Origin of the sequence: Methanobrevibacter sp. (genome assembly GCF_045586545.1) — an archaeon.
Taxonomy (GTDB): Archaea; Methanobacteriota; Methanobacteria; order Methanobacteriales; family Methanobacteriaceae; genus Methanocatella.
Genome location: NZ_JAZNAN010000128.1, coordinates 1 through 5407 on the forward strand (window position 1 = coordinate 1; position 5407 = coordinate 5407).

Sequence of the window (5407 nt, forward strand, 5' to 3'; positions counted from 1 at the left end):
TTCGATTAAATTCTTTATTAAATAGTTCTTCTATCAATCCTATTTTTGATAAACCTACTAAATTAGCATATTTGATTAAATCCTCATTAAATTTAGATTCAACTCTTCCTAATGGTGTATCTTTAACCATTTGCACAACTCCTTTTAAATATTAATTTATTTTTTGGTAATTTTTTTAATAAATTAATATCCTCAGAATATATTATATTATCAATTTAGTTCATAATATCTTTTTTATTAAAATATTTTATACCGCATATTGAAAATATGATAAAAAGAACTACGTCAATTATAATGCATCTTAACATGTTAAAACAGTTCATTGCTGTTAACTGTGCAATCTGCCCGTAAGGGTTTAAATCATAAAGTAATCCAATATAAAAATTATTGTCCAACATTAACATTCCATTCATTATCATACCAATAATCAACAGTATAAATGCCAAACCCATATTCATAATAATAGCTTTTGATTTTTTAGCAACAATTATGGATATTAAATAGAAAACCCCTAAGAATGCCAACATTATAAAGATTCCAAACATGAAATATAAAAGATAATCCACAATAGTAATGTTTACGGAAAATAAGAAATATGAAACAATCAATGTAAATAAATTAGCTATTAAATAGACTATTAATGATGCAATGAAATTTGACAATAACCCCATACGATATATTTCGCTGCGATTGCCGTTAACAATTATTTTGTTTTTGATAAAACCGTCATCGAATTCTTCAGATACAAAAACACTAATTAATGTAGCTATTACAATCCCATACATTACCATCGGCAAAAAGACAACTCGGTCTATTCCGACTGTATATGTCATTGCTGTCTTTTGCATGGCAATAAATCCAATGGAAAATATAATCATGCATGCTGAAGCTAATATCATCCATTTCTCATGAGTAATTTTGTACAGTTCAGCTTTAAGAATTCTATTCATCATTTTCTCTCATCAACCCTATAAAAAAGTCTTCCAAAGTATTTTCAACATTAAAACATCTCCTGACAATACAACCATAGCTATTGAGTTTGATTATTAAATCAGTGATTGTATAATTAGTATAGATGTTCATTTTAGAATCATCAACTTCAACGAATGGAATTTTCAAATCTTCCATTGCTTTTTTTAACAAATCAGTATCATTGACTTCTAATTGAATATATCCTTTATTCATTTCCAAGAATTCATCAATAGTCATTTTAGAGATGATTTCTCCATGATTAATAAAAATAAAATCAGTAGCAATCTTTTCAAGTTCATAAAGAAGATGACTTGAAATTAAAAATGTCACTCCATCATTATTCAGTTTCAGAATTAGATTTCTGAGATTGATAATTCCCTGAGGATCCAAACCGTTCATTGGTTCATCTAAAATAATTAATTCCGGATTTCCAACCAACATCATGGCAATAGCTAGTTTTTGTTTCATACCCAATGAAAAATTTTTCACTTTCTTCTTTTTAGTATCTTCAAGACCAACATATTCCAGGAAGTCCATTGGGTTGCATTCGTTTTCAAGTCCATATAGAATTAATTGTTGATTAATGTTATCAACTGCATTTAATTCGTAAAATAAAGCAGGCTGTTCAATCAATGCACTGAAAACATCAGCATTGACTTTAACTTGGCCAGAATTAGGTTTTTGAAGTGAGGCGATAATTCTTAACAATGTTGTTTTCCCAGCGCCATTTGGACCAACAAGACCACAAATGGATCCTTTAGGAATATCAATTGTAACTCCACTTAAAACATTAGTTTTATCAAATTTTTTATGAACATCATTTATAGAAACAATTGTATCCATAAAATTATCACCAATAATTTGTTTATTGAAATTTATTTTTATATATTCCTATTGGAAATCTATTATCTTGAGGTGGGTATTCTACATAATGGCTATCAGTTAATTATTCAAATTATAAGGTCATCGACCTCCAAGCAATTTTCTTCTGCCGTGCCATATTAATTGTCGTTGTCTTTTTCTTAATTGTTTATATTCTTCATACATTTGTGCTGTAACGTATCCATATAGTCTTCGATACTCATCTATCCTGACAATGCCTGCCTGAACAATGGCTGGTTCGCCTTCATGCCAGCAGTAATATGGATGATGGCAGGGAACATCATTTTTAAAGGCTAGTCCTGTTTTGCAGTTGTTGCAGTAATCCACGAACCACAATTCATTTTCCCTTTCTATTTTTTCCTGATTAGCTTTGATTATTTGCTGTTTTATGGATTTCATAATACCTTTAATTTGTAAAGACCATGAAGACTTTTCGCGAAGTATTTTCAACAAGGGTTTTTAAGTCTTCAATACTCAAAATAATAGTTATTATGAAATTTTCAATTTGAAAAGACTATTTTTCTAAAGACATGGGACAATATTTAAACTTCATCACATATCTTCAAAATCATGGTTTTTTCAAATAACAAAGCACCACAAAACCGATATATATTGTTTCAATTAACTTAAAAACGATTTTAAACCATTTTGTGAAAAGACTTTTCAAAAAGTCTTTTCAGGTCTTCATGGTTTTTATAGCCACGGTGGCTTTTTCACTTCATCATCAAAGTTCATAATGCTTAAATCCTCTACAAACTTATCTTCCAGCATAATGTCTATAACCCATTCTCCAACCTCACGGCAGATGATTTGATGTACGGTATCGTCAATGTGCTTTAAATCATCATTTATGTATGAAACTTCACTTTTAGTCAAGTCATATACATTGGATTTGCCGGATTGATCAGTTACCTGAAGAAATCCCTTGTTTGCCAGTTCATATATGTATTTCTTGACTGAATCCTTGCTCAATCCAAGATTTTGGAGTGAGAAGTATTGGTTGGTTGTAATTCCCAAGCTCAATGCTTCCGAATCATCTTGCTCCATCCAGTCATCTATATTGTTTCTGATGTCATTTAAGACCTCAACCGCTTTAGGTGCCAGGTTTGCAGATATACTTTCCCTGTATGGTTTTAATAAGCTCATGAATTGCTGCACGTCTGCAATATTGGTAAGGATTACCCTTTCACCGTCAATGTCATGGATTTCATGGTTATAGTAATTTAAGGCAGTTATTGTTTTCAATATGCCATTGAACTTATCAAAATCTCTTTTATAGAAATTTGAATTTTTTAAGAAGTTAATGACAAAGTAAACATAGGGATTTATTATTACAATGTCCTTAAACACTTCATTAAGGTGCAGCAGCATATATGGCACAAGGTCGGCGTCACTTTCATATTGTTTTAGGATCTTGTAGCTTTTACCATGCTTGAATTCCAATGCGGTGTTTCTGAGATTGAATATTTCCTTGTTGTCCATTCTTGGAGTTATGAATATGCTTCTGCTCATTTCTTGCTCATCGAAATTGTGGTTGGGTATTGTAGTGTATGTCAAGCAGGGTCTACCCTTAAGTTTTAAATCCCTTACATCCCATCCTCCTTCACCGTCCGGAATGCTTAACGGCTTGTTTAGAAATCAGTCTGACTGCAGTTCCTTCATGAGATTTTTTGACTCTTCCATAAAATCATGGTCATTGACTCCGCCCATGTCACCATAGTTGACAATCTTACCGTCATAGAAATACTCATCTTTTTTGGCACGATTGAAGAGTGCTGCTTCAGTGATTTTCTTTTCATTGACAATGTATTGATTTGGAATTAATCTTAATGCGGTTTCCTGAATGTGGGATTTTCCGCTGCTTGCTTCACCAAGACATATTACAGATACTGGACTTCCCAAAACAACTTGTCCTGCATATACAGTAAATGCATACAATATGTTGTTTCGCTCGCCTGCTGTAAACCATTCAACAATACTGCCAATATAAATCAAAGGATAATCCAATGATTGTAGTTTAGTGATAGCTTCCTTTAATTTAACAATATCCTTTTCCTGCTCAGCTTGCTTTTTGTCAGCTATTTCCTGTTTAATGATTAATAGTTCATTTTCATAGTGAAGCTGCAAGAGCTGTTTGAGTTCTGTGAACTGATTATTGAACAGGTTTGGTTTCATATCACCTTTTGGATTTATGATTTGTTTGAACTGTCTTGCGACATTACTCCTGGAAGATAATGTAGCTGGAGATCTGTTTTCATATTCTCCAATCTTATTGCCGTACTTGTTTTTGAATACATAGGTAACCTTATCTACATTCTTTTTGTTGATGATAAGTGTTATTGTATCCTTTGTTGGTAATTCCGCTATATTTGTCATATCTATTCCCTAGTTCTTCAAGTCTATCTAATATTTCCCACATTCTATCCCACAGATCCTTTGGTACATAAACATATGATACTCCATCAATTTCTTCTTTTAACATGATTTTTCTCCTATTTTTCTCCATCATTGGGAGTTATACAATCAACAGTCTAAGTCGCTCTTTTGGAAGTCTTTGAAAAATAAAAATAGCATTGGAGAAAAATTAGTATTTCCATCCTTTAGCGAATATTTAGAATAAGATAAGCTTTGCTCTTTTGGATTTAAAAATCTTTATATATTCCTTAAAATAAACTAGATATTAGGTTAAGTTTTGGAAAATATTAATTTTTAACAAAGTTTGTCGGCTCTGTTTAACTATTTCTATTTTTCTTGACTGACCTTAGGATTATATTAAAAAATAATATTTATAAGCTCGTTATTCATAATAAAATTATTTTTTTATAATCCTTTTTTATGATCTATTTTTCTCGTTACTTTCTTGATATTTTACCTCTTTTAATTGATTTTCAGACCTCACCAAAAAAAGTTGTCTTACCGTGAAAAGTTGATTTCACTTCGTAGAATTGCTTTCAATGGTGGAGGCTAGTTGATAGTTTGTAAATTTGGATATATAAACATTTCTATTAGTATTTATTGTTAAACTGTTCATTTTTTTGAGAAAAAATTGTGTCCATAAGCCTTGTATTTTTGGAAATTTTGCTAAACATTAAAACATAAATTGTCTATAAAAAAAGTCAAATGTATAAATCGGAAATGCCTAAGTAAGCATTAAATTAATGTTTCAGACCTAATAGAGCTTTATTATCCTTTTTATTATATTGTTTATATAAATGAAATAATAATGCCAACAAAGGCCTTCCAAAAATTTTATCATTATCAAAAAATAAATTTTTTAGCAGAGTTTTAGTGGTCCGAATCGATAAGTATCGGAACTTTTTTATAAGTTTTATACGAACATTTCGTATTTTTTTTCAAAATAATTTGCCTAATTAATTAAATTTTGTATTTGAGAATATTTTCGTAATTTATTAATGATTTTTCTCAATTTTTTTTCTTTTATTTTTCCTATAATAATCACTAACATTTGGTATGAATAGGATTACAACTAATTGTATGTATTAGTTAAAATGAATGTATATTGATAGAATTCTGTCGTTAATGTTATCTGATT

At 30.2% G+C, this 5407-nt stretch carries 6 protein-coding genes; all 6 read right to left on the bottom strand.

The window, feature by feature from the left end; all coding sequences use genetic code 11:
- Positions 1–215: 215 nt before the first annotated feature.
- Entirely contained in the window at positions 216–953 is a 738-nt protein-coding gene (locus ACKI3D_RS09580; RefSeq protein ID WP_407394051.1) for an ABC transporter permease subunit, read from the bottom strand.
- Positions 943–1815, bottom strand: coding sequence for an ABC transporter ATP-binding protein (locus ACKI3D_RS09585; RefSeq protein WP_407394052.1), 873 nt, complete (start codon positions 1813–1815; stop codon positions 943–945). Before ACKI3D_RS09585 ends, ACKI3D_RS09580 begins: the two co-directional genes overlap by 11 nt.
- A 120-nt stretch (positions 1816–1935) precedes the next feature.
- On the bottom strand, positions 1936–2253 hold the full coding sequence (locus ACKI3D_RS09590) for a hypothetical protein (protein WP_407394054.1): 318 nt from the start codon (positions 2251–2253) through the stop codon (positions 1936–1938).
- 294 nt (positions 2254–2547) lie between these two features.
- Positions 2548–3411: a hypothetical protein gene (locus ACKI3D_RS09595; RefSeq protein ID WP_407394056.1), complete on the bottom strand. Its 864-nt coding sequence runs from the start codon at positions 3409–3411 to the stop codon at positions 2548–2550.
- Between the two features lie 81 nt (positions 3412–3492).
- The gene (locus ACKI3D_RS09600) at positions 3493–4230 is read right to left on the bottom strand and encodes a hypothetical protein (protein WP_407394057.1); all 738 of its coding nucleotides are present in this window, start codon (positions 4228–4230) and stop codon (positions 3493–3495) included.
- Complete coding sequence (locus tag ACKI3D_RS09605) at positions 4160–4336, bottom strand: hypothetical protein (protein WP_292781533.1); 177 nt, start codon at positions 4334–4336, stop codon at positions 4160–4162. Before ACKI3D_RS09605 ends, ACKI3D_RS09600 begins: the two co-directional genes overlap by 71 nt.
- Positions 4337–5407: the final 1071 nt, after the last annotated feature.

What these genes read in the sequence shown, in the direction of transcription:
- ACKI3D_RS09580 (WP_407394051.1), bottom strand. Translation starts at nt 953, where the DNA reads ATGATGAATAGAATTCTTAAAGCTGAACTGTACAAAATTACTCATGAG.
- ACKI3D_RS09585 (WP_407394052.1), bottom strand. Translation starts at nt 1,815, where the DNA reads ATGGATACAATTGTTTCTATAAATGATGTTCATAAAAAATTTGATAAA.
- ACKI3D_RS09590 (WP_407394054.1), bottom strand. Translation starts at nt 2,253, where the DNA reads ATGAAATCCATAAAACAGCAAATAATCAAAGCTAATCAGGAAAAAATA.
- ACKI3D_RS09600 (WP_407394057.1), bottom strand. Translation starts at nt 4,230, where the DNA reads ATGACAAATATAGCGGAATTACCAACAAAGGATACAATAACACTTATC.
- ACKI3D_RS09605 (WP_292781533.1), bottom strand. Translation starts at nt 4,336, where the DNA reads ATGTTAAAAGAAGAAATTGATGGAGTATCATATGTTTATGTACCAAAG.